Annotated in this window: 16 protein-coding genes and 1 pseudogene; 9 read left to right on the plus strand and 8 right to left on the minus strand. The window is 61.2% G+C overall.

What is annotated here, in order from left to right; genetic code table 11:
* Positions 1-18 precede the first annotated feature (18 nt).
* Positions 19-1,416 (minus strand): LolA family protein, encoded by a 1,398-nt coding sequence (locus tag C484_RS08825; protein WP_006825587.1) that lies wholly within the window; start codon positions 1,414-1,416, stop codon positions 19-21.
* Positions 1,417-1,589: 173 nt separating this feature from the next.
* Between C484_RS08825 and lrpA1 the strand changes: the two genes are divergently transcribed.
* Entirely contained in the window at positions 1,590-2,018 is a 429-nt protein-coding gene (gene lrpA1, locus C484_RS08830) for an HTH-type transcriptional regulator LrpA1 (protein ID WP_006825588.1), read from the plus strand.
* A 249-nt stretch (positions 2,019-2,267) separates the two neighbouring features.
* On the opposite strand, the gene C484_RS08835 is transcribed toward lrpA1, so the two are convergent.
* Complete coding sequence (locus tag C484_RS08835) at positions 2,268-2,486, minus strand: hypothetical protein (RefSeq protein WP_006825589.1); 219 nt, start codon at positions 2,484-2,486, stop codon at positions 2,268-2,270.
* Between the two features lie 192 nt (positions 2,487-2,678).
* Here C484_RS08835 and C484_RS08840 point away from each other — a divergent pair, with 192 nt between their 5' ends.
* Positions 2,679-3,290, plus strand: coding sequence for a nitrous oxide reductase accessory protein NosL (locus C484_RS08840; protein WP_049915189.1), 612 nt, complete (start codon positions 2,679-2,681; stop codon positions 3,288-3,290).
* Between the two features lie 105 nt (positions 3,291-3,395).
* Complete coding sequence (locus tag C484_RS08845; protein WP_006825591.1) at positions 3,396-4,304, plus strand: DMT family transporter; 909 nt, start codon at positions 3,396-3,398, stop codon at positions 4,302-4,304.
* Positions 4,305-4,359: 55 nt separating this feature from the next.
* On the opposite strand, the gene C484_RS08850 is transcribed toward C484_RS08845, so the two are convergent.
* Genes C484_RS08850 through C484_RS08860 form a run of 3 tightly spaced genes read right to left on the minus strand, consistent with a single transcriptional unit; the run spans position 4,360 to position 8,168 of the window.
* Complete coding sequence (locus C484_RS08850; RefSeq protein WP_006825592.1) at positions 4,360-5,481, minus strand: cupredoxin domain-containing protein; 1,122 nt, start codon at positions 5,479-5,481, stop codon at positions 4,360-4,362.
* 53 nt (positions 5,482-5,534) lie between these two features.
* A complete protein-coding gene (locus tag C484_RS08855) occupies positions 5,535-7,244 on the minus strand; it encodes a pyrroloquinoline quinone-dependent dehydrogenase (protein WP_006825593.1) in 1,710 nt (569 codons plus the stop codon).
* A 6-nt stretch (positions 7,245-7,250) separates the two neighbouring features.
* Positions 7,251-8,168 carry a hypothetical protein gene (locus C484_RS08860; protein WP_006825594.1) on the minus strand — a complete coding sequence of 306 codons (918 nt, stop codon included), beginning with the start codon at positions 8,166-8,168 and terminating at the stop codon, positions 7,251-7,253.
* Positions 8,169-8,342: 174 nt separating this feature from the next.
* Between C484_RS08860 and C484_RS08865 the strand changes: the two genes are divergently transcribed.
* The gene (locus C484_RS08865) at positions 8,343-9,209 is read left to right on the plus strand and encodes a hypothetical protein (RefSeq protein WP_006825595.1); all 867 of its coding nucleotides are present in this window, start codon (positions 8,343-8,345) and stop codon (positions 9,207-9,209) included.
* Between the two features lie 150 nt (positions 9,210-9,359).
* Positions 9,360-9,554, plus strand: coding sequence for a hypothetical protein (locus C484_RS08870; RefSeq protein ID WP_006825596.1), 195 nt, complete (start codon positions 9,360-9,362; stop codon positions 9,552-9,554).
* Positions 9,555-9,710: 156 nt separating this feature from the next.
* Here the strand turns inward: C484_RS08870 and C484_RS08875 are convergent, their stop codons facing one another.
* The gene (locus C484_RS08875; protein WP_006825597.1) at positions 9,711-10,058 is read right to left on the minus strand and encodes a cupin domain-containing protein; all 348 of its coding nucleotides are present in this window, start codon (positions 10,056-10,058) and stop codon (positions 9,711-9,713) included.
* A gap of 142 nt (positions 10,059-10,200) precedes the next feature.
* Between C484_RS08875 and C484_RS08880 the strand changes: the two genes are divergently transcribed.
* Genes C484_RS08880 through C484_RS08895 form a run of 4 tightly spaced genes read left to right on the plus strand, consistent with a single transcriptional unit; the run spans position 10,201 to position 13,563 of the window.
* A complete protein-coding gene (locus C484_RS08880) occupies positions 10,201-11,109 on the plus strand; it encodes an ABC transporter substrate-binding protein (protein ID WP_049915193.1) in 909 nt (302 codons plus the stop codon).
* Positions 11,106-12,128 (plus strand): ABC transporter substrate-binding protein, encoded by a 1,023-nt coding sequence (locus C484_RS08885; protein WP_006825599.1) that lies wholly within the window; start codon positions 11,106-11,108, stop codon positions 12,126-12,128. Before C484_RS08880 ends, C484_RS08885 begins: the two co-directional genes overlap by 4 nt.
* Complete coding sequence (locus tag C484_RS08890) at positions 12,125-13,126, plus strand: ABC transporter substrate-binding protein (RefSeq protein WP_006825600.1); 1,002 nt, start codon at positions 12,125-12,127, stop codon at positions 13,124-13,126. The genes C484_RS08885 and C484_RS08890 overlap by 4 nt, the downstream gene beginning before the upstream one ends.
* Positions 13,127-13,134: 8 nt before the next feature.
* A complete protein-coding gene (locus C484_RS08895) occupies positions 13,135-13,563 on the plus strand; it encodes a VOC family protein (RefSeq protein ID WP_006825601.1) in 429 nt (142 codons plus the stop codon).
* A gap of 853 nt (positions 13,564-14,416) precedes the next feature.
* Here the strand turns inward: C484_RS08895 and C484_RS22925 are convergent.
* Both C484_RS22925 and C484_RS22225 read right to left on the minus strand, forming a co-directional pair.
* Positions 14,417-14,899: a hypothetical protein gene (locus C484_RS22925; RefSeq protein WP_152422676.1), complete on the minus strand. Its 483-nt coding sequence runs from the start codon at positions 14,897-14,899 to the stop codon at positions 14,417-14,419.
* A gap of 614 nt (positions 14,900-15,513) precedes the next feature.
* Positions 15,514-15,692 (minus strand): annotated as a pseudogene (locus C484_RS22225) (transposase); the annotation flags it as partial.

Consider the following 15,692-nt stretch of genomic DNA (forward strand, 5'->3'; position numbering starts at 1 on the left):
CCGGCAATCGCTGTCCTCCTACTGACAGCCGATCGCCCGCGCGAGTTCGATCGCCGTCCCGTTCTCGAACTCGTGGCTGACGAACACGGAGCGGTAGTGCTCGCCGCAGGCCCACTGGAGTTCGGTTCCCTCGTCGGTGTGGGCGATCGATCCCGTCACATCGCCGATCGGGAGTTTGGAGCCGTCCATTGCAAACGTCCGAGGCCCGTCGCTGGTCGTCACCGAGATCGTGCCGCCGGTATCGTCGGCGGCGTATAACAGTGTCACCTGTCGGCGGTCCTCGTCCGGGAACTCGTATCTGCTGATGCGCTCGCGTTCGACTGCTGCCGGAAGGGCGTCCGACGGTGGCTCAGCGACGGGGAACGAGACCGTTTCATCGGCAGCCGTGATGGAGTCGTAGTGATCGATCGACGGGAGGGCGATTGTACCACCGCTACCACTGTCACCGTCACCGCTATCACCGTCACCATCTCCGCTACCGGTAGTATCGCTCTCACCGGTACCGTCACCGGTTCCATCCCCAGTCGACTCCGACGGCGTTGCATTATCGCTCGAATTCGTGTTCGTCGCCGTTTCCGCTCCCGGTCCGGACTCCGATCCCGTCTCGCCGTCCTCGATAGCCGCATCCGCCGGCGGACTGAACTCGAATAAGTCGTCGTCGAGCGGCGGTTCAGGATCGACAGAGACGTTGCGATAGGTCGTCTCGAGGACAAGATCGCCCTCCTCGCCCTCGACGAGGTGTTTCAGGGGAAACATCGTCTCCTGGTCGAACCAGACCTCGACGCGGTCGACACCGCGTTCTTCCGGCTGTTCGCTGGTCGACAGCGGAACGGCGTACTCCGTCTGCCCGACGAGGATGTCGAGCGATTGTTCGACCGTCTCGTTTGCCGGCGGTTCAAACGTGACACGATAGCTGTCGCGGCCGTCGACGCTGGCTTCCGTCACGTCGGCGATATCGTAGGCCTCGATGTAGCGATCTTGCTGGGCATAGAGGCCGTCAAGCCAGGACGACGTATTGGAATCACGTTCCAGTTGTGTCACCGTCTCGGTCTCGCGGTCGTAATGCCAGCGCGTTTCACCGTCGGTAACGACAAGGACACTGGTATCGTTTGCCGCCGACCCTGTTTCCGATTCTGTTTCCGGTTCCGTTTCGACACGACTCGCTCCGTCCGCACGCAACCAGACGGTCTCGGTCTCTGTACTCGTCTCCCCGTCGATCACCTCGCGAACCTCGACCGTCGCACTGAACTCGTCGGGCGGCGTCGCCTCGTCGAGTTCAGTTTCGATGTCGTCGTCGGAGAGATCGTCGGTAAAGGGGCTGGTACAGCCCGCTGTAAGGAGTAAAAGAGGGATGAGACCGAGCGCGAGTACGAGTCGTGGACCGACGTGCGCACGATCGCCGTCACGAGGGGACATAGCGGGAATTAATCGGCCTCCCCTATTATTTCACCGATGAGTCGTCTCTAAATCGATCGAGTGCATCTGCGCCGTGAAACGCCGCATCGGGCCGCGAGCCGGGACGTTCCGCTAGGCAATCCGACGTTTTCGTATACAAAAGATATTTTCCCATCGGAGCAAAACTGTCTACTATGAGTACGCAGGCGACGGAAGATCGTATTCTCGAGGCCCTCGAGGAGGACGCCCAGGCGTCGTACGCCGAAATCGCCAAACGGGCGGATGTCTCGAAGCCGACGGTTCGCAAGTATATCAATCAACTCGAAGAGGAGGGCGTAATCGTCGGCTACTCCGCCGAGATCGATCCGAAAAAGCTCTCAAGCAAGACGATCGCACTGGTCGGACTGGACGTTGCGAGCGAACGCTACGTCGAAGTGACGAAAGAACTCAAGAGTCTGGCGGAGATCGAGGCGCTGTACAGTTCGAGTGGCGACCACATGCTGATGGCCGAGGTCCGCGCCGAAGACGGCGACGCGCTCGGCGAGTTCATCTCGTCGACGCTGCTCGAGATCGAGGGCGTGACCGCGGCCCATCCCTCGTTTCTGCAGGAGCGACTCAAGTAGGACGATCGGACTGCACTGATTGTATCGCTGTGTCTCGGCCTCGGGACCGCAGCCTGCGTTCGGCGGTGGGGGCAGCCGGGTGGCGTCGTGGGGTGGACACGAGCGAAATCGTTTGCAGTGAGTCTATCCGGTGTCTTCCTGCTGAACGGTCGTCGTATTGATCGATTGTGGCGAGCAGTATGCGATACTGCTCAGAGCCGAAGTTCGCTTATCGGCGTTCGAACCGATCCCGCAGAAGGATCGCTGTGTTTATCCCGAGTAGGGAGACAACGAGCGAGCAAACGGCGAGGCCACCGGTAATGAGCAGTGGTGCGGCGGGTCCGGTCGAGCCGTCGACGAGTTCAGGAGCAGGTGGATGGGTGCTGTCGAGTCGGTTGAGTCGGTCGAGTCGTCTTTGTCCATGCCGGTGAAGTCCTCGCGAATTGTTCGGAAGTTGCCGATAACCTCCTCGGTCCAGTAGTCGAACAACGGCTCACAGAGAACCGGTCGCTACGATGAACGTTCGTCGCGATATCCCGTCGACAGCGCGTCCACACTGGGTTGTCGACCATCACGTCGCTCAGTGAGCACACCCGACTCGAACGGGGTCGGCTACGCCGCAGGGGCGGTTCCGAGAGGTGAACCACGCCCGTTTTGAGGACGCGATGAGTAGACGGTTCTATGACTGTGCCTTCGGCAACAGGCCCCTCGAGACGCCGATTGCTCGGCGCGCTGGGAATCGGCGTTACCACCAGCATCGCCGGCTGTCTCGGCGAATTCGGTGACGACGGGGCGGAGGGGGAAGACGATGACGAGCATCCGTTTGCAGACAGGGTGATCGACCATCCGGGCGGAGAGTCGATTCCGTTCACCGACGACCAGCACTGCGCCGTGTGTAACATGCGACCGACGGGCTACGCGCGGTGGCAGAGCCAACTCGCCCACGAGAACGGCGAGGGGGCAGTCTTCGATACGCCGGGTTGCCTGTTTGCCTACTACGCCGCCCCGCCCGTCGAATCACCGGTCAGCGACGCCTGGACGACCAATTTCGGAACGACCGAGTTGATCGACGCCACCGACGCCCACTTCGTGCTCGTCACCGACGAGGACGACGTCGATAACGAGCCGATGGGACTCAACCCCCGCCCGTTCGCCGCCCGCGAAGACGCCGTCGCCTATCTCGACGAGTGGGACGCCGAAGCGCTAACCGAGGAGGACATCATCGAACTCGCCGCCGTCGACCGCGAAATCGCCCGCATCTATCGCGGCAGACGCGTCCCCGACGAGCCCTGACCGACCCACCATACCGCCTCCCGCCCACCGCTCTCACCCCCACCTCCCACCTCTCGCCGCACCGTATCCGGAACACGTTTGGATGTTCGAAACTGTCGACACGACGTGCGCTCGTCCGAACTCGATGTGACGCCGTACGCCGCGCTCGCGTTCGCGATTTTCGCCGCGAGCACCAGTGCAATCCTGGTTCGCTGGAGTACCGCCCCGAGTTCAGTTGCGGCTCTCTATCGGGTGGTGTTCACGACGGCGCTGGTCGCGCCGGTCGCCCTCTCTCGGCACCGCGACGAGTTCAGTCGTCTCGCTCGGCGCGACATCGGATTCGCGGTCATTGCTGGAATTGCGCTTGCGGTGCATTTTGCAGCCTGGTTCGAGAGTTTGAATCACACGAGCGTGGCCGCGAGCGTGACGCTCGTCCAGACCCAACCGCTGTTCGTGGCGCTCGGCGCGGGGCTGGTCCTTGGCGAGCGCGTCTCCCGGGAGACAGTGGTCGGTCTCGCGATTGCGATCATCGGGGCAGCGGCGATGTCGTTCGGTGATGCTGGCGAGGCACCGCTCTCGGACGCGACGATGTACGGGAACGCGCTTGCGGTCCTCGGTGCGGTCACCGTCGCGGGCTACGTGCTCGCCGGGCGGTCGATCCGCCAGCGCGTCTCGCTGTTTCCCTATGTGACCGTCGTCTACACGGCCTGTGCGGTGACGCTGTTCGCGTTGGTCGGCGTGCAGGGCCACGACTTCGTCGCGTACCCGGCCCGCGAGTGGCTGCTCTTTCTCGGCATGGCGATCGGCCCCGGCGTGTTCGGACACACGGTGGTCAACTGGGTATTAGAATACATTGAATCGGTCGTCGTCAGCGTAGCCTGGCTCGGCGAACCCGTCGGCGCGACGGTGCTTGCGCTCGCCTTGCTGACCGAGGTCCCGGATCTGATCACGGTAGTCGGCGGCCTCGTCGTTCTCGCCGGCATCTACGTGACGACGATCGAGCGCGAGCGACGCCGCGAGCCGACGCCGGGATGACCTATCAAAGCGGGACGGGTCTGGGAACCCGCCGTATGACGATCGAGGCTCCGGGCTACTCGACAACAACCTCGCCGATCGCATCGAGTTGTGACTGGTCGAGGTAGGCCCCCATCTCCTCCTGTGCGACGAACTCGACGGTCTGGGTCTCGCCGCTCTCGTCGAGGAAATCCGATCTGACGTGGGTATTCCACTCATTGGTTTCGCCGCCGGATGCGATCGCGAGGTTGTGCCCTGGAAGCGGTTCTGTCGACCTGTTCTCCGCCTCGGGCTGGTGGCGACCGATCGCGTTCTCCCACTCGATCGCGTAGGTCTCGCCCGCCTCGAACTCGAGCGTCGGGTTCGGTTCGTCGGCGATCTCGTCGGGACCGACACCGACCCACTGACCCTCCTCGAGTCGGAGCGCGTAGGTTTCGGTCGGGTCGCCGGGTTCGATCGCGGGCAGCGTTACGGTGACTTCCTGATCGTCGCCGTCGATCGCCACCGTGTCGGTCACCCGCTCGTGACCGTAGGTCCAGACCTCGAGTTCGTACTCGCCGTCTTCGAGCATGTCGAAGCGGGCGATCGACGGCGGACTCTCTTCTACTTCCTGTCCCGGCCGCGCGGCGACATCGGAGAAGGAGTGGTGATCGCCGACGAACACCTCCGCGCCGAGCGGTTCGCCGTTCTCATCCTCGACTCGCACCCGTAGCTCGTGGACCTCGGCCGCGTCGACCAGTTCGATCGGACCGCGCATCTGAACCGGGTGCGGCATGCAGTAGTACTCGGCCATCTCCTCGTCGGCGGTGATCGTAAACGAGAGCGATTCGCCCTGTTCGTTCAAGAAGTCCGTCGCGTCGATCACCTCACCGTCCTCGTCAGCGACGGTGAAGTTATGGTTCGAGCCGTCGCCGTTCGTCCAGACGATTTCGTGTTCTTCGCCCTCGATTAGCCGTAGCGGCGGGTTCGATTTGCCGTCGAGTTCAGCCGGGGCGACACCGACCCAGCCGCCGACGATGCCGAGCAGTGAGAGCGTTCGCCCCTCGCCGTCGTTCTGTGTGGCCGGCAGTCGGAAGTCGATCTCGTCGCGATACGCGCCTGCGGTCCCGGCCGTCGCCGCGGTTCCGGCGATCGCCGCTGTTCCCCTCAGTACGCCACGACGGGACACGTCGTCGCGTGAGCGTTGGTCGTTCGTCATGGTTGGAGTCTGTTGAATCGTATTCGTATTCGTACTCGTACTCGTAATCGTGATCAGCCGTCCATCGAGAACACGGCGAGCGTGTCGCCGCGTGGCCCCTGGCGGAGCCAGCCGCTGCCGCCGACTTGCACGGCGACGTACTGTTTCTCCTCCCCGGGATCGTACCAGCTCATCGGCGACGCGCTGATCGGCACGTCGAACTCGTACTCCCAGAGCCGGTCGCCGCTCTCGCCGTCGTAGGCGACGAAAATACCGTTCTGAGTGCCGTTGAATACGAGTCCCGTCGCGGTCGATAACGAGCCGCCCCACATGTAGTGGTCGTCCTCGCTTTCGATCCAGTCGCGCCAGACGCGTTCGCCTGTCGCCGGATCGACCGCGGCGAAGGCGGTGATCGCACCGTTCCAGTCGTCGGGGAACTCCGATGCCGGATCGTCGAGGTTCCCGCCCCAGTAGGGGTGGCCGGCCTCGTACTCTTCGTACCGCCAGTAGAGGTCTTGCGGATAGTTCTGGTGGACAACGTACACCAGCCCCGTCTCCGGATTGTACGACGGGGGCTGCCAGTCGTTGCCGCCCGGCGCGCCGGGAACGAACGGAACCCGCTCGTCCTCGCTGATATGCGGGATCATCTCCCACATATTGATGTGCTGGCAGATTTCCTCGCTGCGCTCGTGGAGCCGGCCGGACTCGGCGTCCATCATGTACACCCAGCCGGTCTTGTCCGAACCGACGACCATCTCCGACGGTCCGTCATCGACGTCTACATCGCGAATCAGCACCCGCGGCGCGACCGCGTCGTAGTCCCAGACGTCGTGCGGGCTACTCTGGAACCCCCATTCCCACTCGCCGCTCTCGAGGTCCAGCGAGATGGTTCCGCAGGTGGGGAAGTTCGGTCCCGGCCGCACCGTGCCGTCGAAGTCCGGTCCGGGGTTCGCGACCGCCGTGTAGAGGACCTCGCGGTCCTCGTCGATCGTCGGCGTCATCCAGGTCGTCCCGCAGCCGTGCTCGCGGCTCGCGCCGACCCACTCGTCCTCCGGGAGCGTCTCGGTCTGCCACTGGATCTCGCCGCTCTCCGCATCGAGCGCGGCCATGAATCCGAGCACGCCGTACTCGCCGCCGGCGCTGCCGGTGTAGATCGTGCCGCCGTGGATCACCGGTGCCCACGTCGCGGAGTACCCCTCTTCGTGGTCGGCCGTGCTCGTGTACCACTCCTCCTCGCCGGTGTACCGGTTCAGCGCGACGATCCCCGAGTCGAGCGTCGTCATGTACACCGTGTCGCCGAGGACGGCCGCCCCGCGATTGTTGTCGTCACAGCAGAGTTCGACGCCGATCGGCGGCGCGTAGGTGTAACTCCAGAGGACCTCCCCCTCGCGGGGATCGATCGCCTTCATGTGGTTCGGTCCGTTGGTCTGGTACATGATCGGCGGATCGCCCGGGACGACGATCGGTGTCCCTTCCATGCTCGAACCGGTCCCGACCGACAGCTCGTACTCGAGTTCGAGATCGGAGACGTTGTCGGGCGTAATGACATCGGCGGTCGTCGCTCGGTGCTGTTCGTAGTTCCCGCCGTACATGAGCCACGACTCGGGGTTCTCCCCGGTCCCGCTCAGCATCTCTTGGTCGACATCGACCTCCGGAATCCGGTCGGTGTCGTGTTGTTCGGTGACGGAGTCGTCGGGGCCACCGACGAGCGTGTAGCCGTCTTCGATCTCGGTCAGTTCGATGTCGCGTGCGGCCTGAACGGCCCTGTCGTTGCGAAGTGCCATGCGTACTCACCTCAGTTTGCTCGGCGCGCGTGTCTCGTCGGTAACGTAGAACACCTCGTGCAACAGCTCCTCCTGCCCGACGATCTGTACCGCCGTCCCCGCCGCGAACGCAGCGGTCACCTGTTCGTCCGTGAGCCGCCCCGTCGTGGCGATATCGCAAGCGGCCGTCGCCGACAGGAACAGGCCGCCCAGCATCGTCTTCGTGTGCGCGACGGCGGCGTCAAGGACCTCCTCGGTGACGAGCACCTCGTTTTGCCAGAGGTGCCTGTCGAGTCCGCGAATCCACAACAGCGCCCCACCCATCGCGCGCCGGTGGAGAGGGGGCACGGTTTCGGTATCGAACTCGACGCCGTCCGGAATCTGGTTCGACGGCACCCACCGGGCGAGCCGATCGGCGTCGTTCGCGACGGCGATCAGCAACGCCGTCTTCTCGGACTCGTCGAACCCGACGTCGTCGAGCGCCGCCGAAAGCGGCGTCGTCAGCACCAGTTCCCGCGCAGTGCGCTCGATGTGTGTGGGCGTAAACCGCGGCAGCGTCTCGTCGAGGCGCTCGAAGAACTCGCCCTCCGCCAGGTGCTCGTAAAGCCGCCAGCCGGGGTCGGCCACCGCCTCGTAACAACCGTGGGGCTCGTTCGGAACGCCGGTCTCCCGAACCTCGGGAAGCCGCTCGATCCGGGCCGCAAGCCTGTCTCGCTCGCGTTCGAGTACCTCGCCGTCGAGTCGCTCCGCGAGTTCAGTTCGGATCGTCGCGCCGGCGGCCTCGAGCGTCGGCGATTGGTCCGGTTCGATCCGTCCCGCCAGGCCGCTCCACGTTACCGGTCGATCGGGTACCTCGGTCGCACCGAGTTGCGTCGCCAGTTTCGTTTGTTCCGCGCCTGATATCTCCCGCCTCGCATTTGCATGTGTCATGTTCTCACCACACATAGTTTGCTCCCACATGCCAACGAATAATCATTATCAAAGACTTCGAACAGGTGGCGTGCTATCTAAGTCACAGTCGGATAGGTTCGAAATAATGCCATCGTATCCCGACAGTATGTCGAACGTACTACAAGTATATTCCCCGTTCGGCACGAAGCGGTACCCGAGTGATCGGCAATGGCCGGACTACCCGATGCGTTTTTACGGCTCAGGCGGCCCGAGTATACGGGCGCAAATCGCTGTCTCCCGTGTACGATCGGAAACGTCGCCATCGCACTCGGCGGCGCGATTGGACTCGGCGTCGCCGTCTCCGAAGCGGTCGGCGCAGTCGCGTTCGTCGCGTTCCTCGGGATCATCGCGCTTCGGGGCTACCTACTCCCCGGTACGCCGACCCTTACGCGGCGATACCTCCCCGATCGAGTTCACGCAGCGTTCGAAACGGCGGCCGATCGGCGGCCCTCGATCGACACCGCCGAGTTCGAGGGTGCGGTTCGCGCGCTTTCGGCCGCCGGCGTTATCGAGGAGCGGGTGGACGGACCGCGACTCGCGACGGGATTTGCGACGCAGTGGGACGACCGATTGTCGACCATCGCTGGCGGTCCCGGGACGAACCACGACGGGTCCGTCACCGTCGACGCGGCGACCGTGGCGACGGCGTTCGACGCCGAGACCGCAACCCGGCGCGGCGTCGGAACCGTCGAACTCGACGGGGAGAAACTGGCCCGGTGGCCGTCGGACGCGGCCCTCGCCGCCGACATCACCGCCGCTCGTGAACTCGAATCGCGACTCGACGGCTGGGACGCAGTCGACACCGCGGGTCGGCGAGCGATTCTCACCGGCCTACGGATACTCCGGGAGCGGTGTCCCGTCTGTGGCGGGCCGCTCTCCCGGCGCGTCGAGCGGGACGAACACTGCTGTCGTCGGCCGCAAGTCGGTATCGAACGGATTTGCCGGGACTGTGATCGGGTGCTCGTCTCTACGGCGGTCTCCGAGACGAGTTCAGTTCTCGCGTGGATTCCGGGTCCGGGGAGTGGGAACCGTTGATATCCTTTGACGCGATACTCGTGGCGCTTGGGCGGCTGAGACCTCGGTTCGGAACTGCGGAGAGAGTGGTTGGAGAACGAGAGGTTTTAAACTAGCAACATAAGCGTAGGCTATCGTCGCGATTGGCGGAATCGTGGCTGTACTATTCTAGTGGGACTCGGTTTCCTTGGCGTACGACACGCCTACGGGATCACTCGGTTTCAAGAGCAACTCGACGCCATCGGGAGTACGCGGTCGGCCGGAACCGTCGAACCGGCTGAGTGGAACGTCACATTGACGAAACTACTCAGCGGGTGTCTCTCGGCCATCGGTGGGGATGTCGTGTTACTGGCGATAGTCGAGTGAGTTCTCCGCTGTCTCACCCGCTTACGGTGTCGGCTCGCGGTCGTGAACGAGTTCATCATCTCGGTCGGACGGTGTAAAAACAGTGTGTCGATCGCTTCGATGGATCGGTGAGCCGTGATCAAACGTGGGGTAACCGACCGCCGTGAGACCCTGTCCTCAGTCGACGTTCGTCCGCCAGTCCGGCTGCTGTCGCGGCGGTGCGAGGACGCCGAGTCCGATCGCCGGTTCGTCGTGTCGATTTTCAGCCCCGTGATACTCGTTGCTCGGAAACCGGTAGGCGTCACCTTCTTCGAGGACGACCTCGTCCCCCTCGACGATCGCTATCAGCGTTCCCGACAGTACGTAGCCGATCTGCTCGTTGTCGTGCTCGTGGGCGGGTAACGTTGCACCCGGTTCGATCCGCCAGTATTTCATGCTCGCCCGGTCGCCCATCGAGAGATCGCCGAGATAGACGCCATCCGCAACCTCCTCGGCGGTGACATCGGCCGTCTGTATGTGGTCCATGATATCAGTTACCGTTACCTGTATGCTCAGCGGGTGCGATACGTGAATCTTACTTCAGCCAGCGATGACTGTATTCGCCGCTAACAGGCATATAAACGATCCCTAGAAACGTTTTATGCCGCCCGTTGCCGTCACATATTGTATGGCATCGAGTGACATGCAGAGTGCACTGCGCGTCTTTCACCTCCCGTTCTCGTTCATGCTGCCACAACGAGTCGCAGCCGAGCGCGGCTACTTCGAGGACGAGGGACTCGACATCGAACTGGTCGAACGAGACCGGCAACAGGTCGACTGGAAGTACGTCCCGGCCGACTGGACGCTGACCGGCGACGACAACGTCGACCTCTACCCGGTCTGCAAGTGGGAGAGCCTCCGGCGCACCTGGTCGCTCGATGACGGCAAAATCGTCGCCCACGGAACGTTCGCAGACCTCCCGTATAGCCTCTACACGCGGCCGGAAACGCCGATCAACTCGCCCGCCGACCTCGCCGGCGTCCCCGTCGGCGTCAATCGTCGGACCGGCCAGGAGTACACCGCCATCAAAGCGCTCGAGGAGTACGTCGACCCCGACGAGATCGAACTCGAACACTTCGGCATGCCGACCGAGCGGCTGCAGGCGCTCCGTGACGGCGACACCGACGCCGTCACGCTCCTCGATCCCCACAGCACCCTCGCCGACCACCTCGGCTTCGAGCAGGTCCTCGCCTTCGAGAACCACATCGGTATCGTCGGCACCGACTCACTCGCCGGCGACGAACTCGACGCCTTCATGCGAGCCTACGGCCGCGCCGTCGAGGCGATCAACGACGACCCGCAAGCCTTCCGCGAGCAGTACCTCGCGATGCTCGAGTCGGACGCCGAGATCGCACCGGCTCTCTTCGACGGCGTTGACCTCGAAACCGTTCGCGAATCGGTGACCGTTCCCCAGTACGAGGTCCCCGAACTCGCCGATCCCGACGAACTCGACGGCCACCTCGAGTGGATGAAAGACCGAGAACTGATCGACGACCGAGCCGACATCAGGACGATCGTTTCCCCCTCGAGCCAATGACTAGCGACATCGAAACCCAACAAGCGGCACTGGACGAACTCCACGATGCTCCCGCTCGGTCAGAGAGCGACGACGCGACCAGGCTTCCGGAACTGCGCGCCCGATTCGAACACAACGGCAGCCCCCGCTACATGCTGTACACCATCAAGCGGTACGGCTTCGACCACGACCACGGCTTCCACCTCGACGTCGAACTCGTCTCGGACGAACTCGAGGACGGCCTCGAAACGGTCGAGGCCAAACTGCACCAGGGCGACGCGGATCTGATCGACATCGACTACATCTCGACGGCGCGCGAGCGGGCCGGCGGCGCACCCATCGTCGCCGTCCATCCCTACGGTCGAACCGTCGGCGGCCTCGTCGTCCCCGAGAACTCGCCGATCGACGGCCTGGCCGACCTCCCCGGCCACCGCATCGGCGTCGTCCGCCGCCTCGACAAGAACTGGATTCTCACGCGGGCCGCCTGCCGCGAGTTCCACGAGTTCGATCCCGAAACCGAAGCCACGTCGGTCGAGGCGGGCTCGAAAGTCGAACTCACCCGACTGCTGCGCGAGGGGGAGGTCGACGCCGCCCTCCAGTTCTGGCAGCTCATCCCCGAACTCGTCGAACCCGGCCCCTACCGCGAAGCGATCCCGATGGCTGAACTCGTCCAGCGGCTTTCGGGCGTCGAGCAAACGTTGCCCATCTCGACGTTCCTCACGAGCGAGGACTACCTGGCAAACCAACCCGAAGCAATCCGGGGGTTCAAGCGCGCATACGCCGATGCCGTCGAGCGCCTGCAAACCGACGACGAACTCTGGGAGGAGTTGGGCGAGAAACTCATGTACGAAAACGATCCCGCCGTCGTTCGCGGCGTTCGCGATCACTGGCGGGAGATGGTCGTCACCGAGTGGAACGCGGAGACGGTCGATGCGATGGAACAGTTGTTCGATCACCTGCTCGCAGTCGCCGGCCCGGAGGCACTCGGCGTCGATCACGTTCCGGACGACCTGTTCCGACTGGAGGTGCCGTCGCAATGACGCCGGACACGACAACGACCGTCGACTTCCAACTCAACTGGGAGCCGAACGGCTTTCAGGCCCCCTACTTCCTCGCGCGCGATCGCGGCTTCTACGACGACGAGGGGCTGGACGTGCGGTTCGTCGAGGGCCACGGCTCGCCCTTCGCCGCCGAGCAAGCCGCCCGCGGTCGGGCCGAGTTCGCGCTGGCGGGCGCAAGCGCCGTCCTCTCGGTGCAGAGTCGCGGGCTTGACCCGCTCGCCGTCGCCGCCGTCACCGGCAAGACGCCCGCCGCGATCTACACCCTCCGGGACGAGTTCGGCGAGGCGCTGACCGAACCCGCGCAACTCGCGGGCCGGACTGTCGCGCCGTCGGCGACCAAAACGCGCATTTTGACGGCCCAGTTGCTCGCGGACGCCGGAATCGCAGAAGCGGTCGACCTCCTCGGCGTCGACGACCACACGCACCATCGCGTACAGCATAAGCTCCTCGACGGCCGGGTCGACGCCGCCGTCGGCGTCGTCACGAACGGCTACGAACTCGAGCGCGAACATGACCGCACGGCGGACGAACTCCCTATCGGGGACCACCTCGGCGTCTACGGGATGACCATCGTGACCGACCCCGAGTTCGCAAGCGCGAAACCGGAGACGGTCCGCTCCTTCCTCCGGGCGACGGCCCGTGGCTGGGCAGCCGCGACGACCGACCCAGGTGCGGCGATCGACGTGCTCGTCGAACGCAACGCGACGCTCGAGCGGAATCGACCCGTCGAGCAGCGCAAGTTCGAGACGGCGGCGACCGACCTCCAGTTCACCGACCGGACGCGAGCGGAGGGGTGGGGCGTGCACGAGGGCGAGCGCTGGCGGACGCTCGGCCGGACGCTCGCCGAGACGGACCTGCTCGAGGGTGAGATCGATCCCGACGCGGTCTGGACGAACGAGTTCATCGACGCGGACGACGAGGTGATCGGGAACTACGCGGAGCGCGTCGCCGAGTCGGAAACGGAACCGCGGGCCTGACGATACCCATGCACGCAGTCGACCACATCAACATCGACGTCGACGACCTCACCGCCTGCTACGAGTTCTACCGCGATGAACTCGGGCTCAACGTCCGCCGCGAGCCGTCCGATTTCAAAGGCGAACACGCCATGTTCCAGATCGGCGACACCGTCGTCACGCTGGCCGAAACCGGCCGCGCCGACGGCTGGGACGAGCGCGGCCTCGATCACCCGCTCGACAAGGCCCACGTCGCCTTCGAGACTGATCGGCAGGAGTACGAGCGGCTGACGGCTGAACTCGGCGGCCAGTTTCCGAAGCAGGGGCCGTACGATTGGGACGAGTTCGAGGGGTTCTACTTCCTCGATCCGGACGGGAACCTGCTCGAGGTGATCACCTACGAGTCGCCGGCGGGCGAGCGCGAGCGACCGCTGCTGACGCACGATGATGTCGAGTAAGGCGAACTCTCACGCATTATAATGTATAAAACACATAGTTGTTTATATCATTTCGAAAGGTGTTGTTCAATATGACTTAATCCATAGTAAACATTACCAACCACACATATAAATGCGAACAAAAATAGCAGAATTGTAATATTATCTGATAGTGTCAAATAGTCAATAACCTTAATTATGATCCAGAAGAGAGCCATACAAAGGACCATCATTGTAATCGAATCGGTCCTATTCTTCCAATAGCTGTAAATAACAATTGTGGCTAATCCTATGATTAAAAATTCCTGCGTACCAAAATTTGGGGCTGATATCTCCAGCATAGTATATGTACTATCAGGTATTATATTAAATCTATTGGGGGTAGACATGAACAATCATTGTGATCTAAATCGGATCCCGTCAACACAAGATGGGTTCTATTTCCTCTTCATAAAAGTCAAAAGTCATCAACATCTTGTCATCATTAATAGTCAATAATCTGAGCAATTCACTATCCAATCGTCTTTGTCAAAGAAACTATCATCAATACACTCAGTTATATGTACACCATCACTCCAATCATCCCTGCACCCCAAGAAGGTACTCAACGTCGCACCGCTACCTATAGCACAAGTAAGGCACGCAATTGGATTTAAAGTTATGTAACATGAGCCACAAGAAATAACAGTAGTAACCAAACCGCCGATTACCTGCGCAAAACAACTCCAATCTATCCCCGGAACTAACTCAATATCAACTTCGCATCCTTCACTACCACTGCCGCCGCCAGGGGCAGGAAGATATTCATTACTGCCTATTTCATCGCTTGATTCCAATTCAAGCTGCCTTTCGACAACATCACCTTCTATAGGTATTAGAGCTTTACCTCTATTTTTCTTAGCAAGGCTGTATTTGATTTAGAACTAAGACTATCTTGCTTCCATACGTGCTGTGCGAAGGTATGTTGTTCTAAACCAAGATCGGTATTTGCATTGCCGAACCACCAGAATACCATCTCCTCCTCGTCCAATTCTCCATCACCTTTCTTTGAGGCGTTAGCTATCACATAGTCATAAACGTAATCTTCCGCTCTATCCACCGCTCGACGAACTACCACATCATCCCAGTCTATCTTCCACCCCTTTTCTCGTATTTTCTCACGCACAAATCTTGAATCTCTATCTGTGTTTATTTGTTCTATTACCTCATTTCTTTTACTACGTTCTAATTTTGTGACTGAAATACGGTCAATATTTTCACCATATGGATTAGATTGCTCGTTAGCCGTCACAGAGCTAGTCACACCAACTCCTGATGCGCCAATACCAATCGCCTGTAGAACCTTTCTACGGTTCATAATTCCAACTATTACTAGTGAATATTAAAACTTTTGTTTACTATTCATATATAATATAATTAATCACTCGTCTGTAATTTTATATATTCCAATTTCTTATTTGATTGATACCGGATTGAATGTGAACGAATTAATCGCTCTAACGTCTGGAGTTAGCACGTCTGCCACACATATGGAAGCAATTGGTTCGCATCTTCAGCGTCTGAAACTACTTTTGATGGGATTCAGGAGTTTTGATCGAATCGACTACCGATATCTAAAGGAGAGAAAGGACAGTTAGGTAGTCAAAGCCGTTAACGAGAAAAACGAGTTTAGAGAGACCGTGTCTGAAATGATTTACATGCTGATCACATAACTCTCGTACGATCAGGTGTGCGTTGACTTTCAGTGGCTACTATAGCCGATATCGATTGCGGCGTACAGCTACCGCCACTAACTGTTGAGATCAATCGCCGTCGGCGGGGTCTGGCTTGGCAATCAGGCAGCCAATCGTTCAAGTCCAGACGGCACCATGGTAGCGATCTATAATGAGCCACCCATAATACGGTGGTTGTTTCCCTACAGGCGGCTTCATTGAATCCGCAGAGGGCAGCGGGTTTCACTGTTTGATGGCCTTGTTCGACGTTGTAAACGGCAGCAGTGAGAGCGATTTCACGAAACTGACGGTACCATGCTCGCGCTCGGACGGCGGAGCCGTACGAGTGCTTGATCACCGAGTTCACGGTCTCACAGATCGACCGCTGGTTGTAGAGATCGTCGTCGATCCGCACGTTGTGCGCGTGATCGTAGGGTG

This window comes from Natrialba taiwanensis DSM 12281, assembly GCF_000337595.1.
Classification (GTDB): domain Archaea; phylum Halobacteriota; class Halobacteria; order Halobacteriales; family Natrialbaceae; genus Natrialba; species Natrialba taiwanensis.

Coding starts and splice junctions, on each gene's coding strand:
- C484_RS08825 (WP_006825587.1), bottom strand. CDS start 1,416: ATGTCCCCTCGTGACGGCGATCGTGCGCACGTCGGTCCACGACTCGTA.
- lrpA1 (WP_006825588.1), top strand. CDS start 1,590: ATGAGTACGCAGGCGACGGAAGATCGTATTCTCGAGGCCCTCGAGGAG.
- C484_RS08840 (WP_049915189.1), top strand. CDS start 2,679: ATGACTGTGCCTTCGGCAACAGGCCCCTCGAGACGCCGATTGCTCGGC.
- C484_RS08850 (WP_006825592.1), bottom strand. CDS start 5,481: ATGACGAACGACCAACGCTCACGCGACGACGTGTCCCGTCGTGGCGTA.
- C484_RS08855 (WP_006825593.1), bottom strand. CDS start 7,244: ATGGCACTTCGCAACGACAGGGCCGTTCAGGCCGCACGCGACATCGAA.
- C484_RS08860 (WP_006825594.1), bottom strand. CDS start 8,168: ATGTGTGGTGAGAACATGACACATGCAAATGCGAGGCGGGAGATATCA.
- C484_RS08865 (WP_006825595.1), top strand. CDS start 8,343: ATGGCCGGACTACCCGATGCGTTTTTACGGCTCAGGCGGCCCGAGTAT.
- C484_RS08875 (WP_006825597.1), bottom strand. CDS start 10,058: ATGGACCACATACAGACGGCCGATGTCACCGCCGAGGAGGTTGCGGAT.
- C484_RS08880 (WP_049915193.1), top strand. CDS start 10,201: ATGGCATCGAGTGACATGCAGAGTGCACTGCGCGTCTTTCACCTCCCG.
- C484_RS08885 (WP_006825599.1), top strand. CDS start 11,106: ATGACTAGCGACATCGAAACCCAACAAGCGGCACTGGACGAACTCCAC.
- C484_RS08890 (WP_006825600.1), top strand. CDS start 12,125: ATGACGCCGGACACGACAACGACCGTCGACTTCCAACTCAACTGGGAG.
- C484_RS08895 (WP_006825601.1), top strand. CDS start 13,135: ATGCACGCAGTCGACCACATCAACATCGACGTCGACGACCTCACCGCC.
- C484_RS22925 (WP_152422676.1), bottom strand. CDS start 14,899: ATGAACCGTAGAAAGGTTCTACAGGCGATTGGTATTGGCGCATCAGGA.